Origin of the sequence: Clostridium sp. DFI.1.208 (genome assembly GCF_024463855.1) — a bacterium.
GTDB lineage: Bacteria > Bacillota_I > Bacilli_A > Erysipelotrichales > Erysipelotrichaceae > Clostridium_AQ.
Genome location: NZ_JANGCA010000348.1, coordinates 1 through 255, shown reverse-complemented (window position 1 = coordinate 255; position 255 = coordinate 1). Strand labels below are relative to the sequence as shown.

Here is a 255-nt window from a genome sequence, read left to right as displayed (position 1 = left end):
AATTTATTTCTAATAGTGAGGGCTACCACTTTGACGAAAGCAAGTTTGATGATTTCGACACCGCAAAGACTGTTTATATCGGTGCTGGTAAATCGGGATTATCCTACCGCTTTTATGATAAGGATAAGGAAGTCTGTTCAAAACATAATAAGACACTTGATGAAGTCGGCAGTTGGAAACGGACAGAAATGCAACTGCGTGATGATAAGGCTCATGTTTTTGCCATGACATTCAAAGACAGACCGCTGGAACTTG

The 255-nt window shown here is 40.4% G+C and carries 1 protein-coding gene; it reads left to right on the top strand.

Annotation, left to right across the window (positions count from 1 at the left end):
• On the top strand, positions 1 to 255 hold a 255-nt coding region (locus NE665_RS24635; protein WP_256302797.1), incomplete at both ends, for a replication initiation factor domain-containing protein.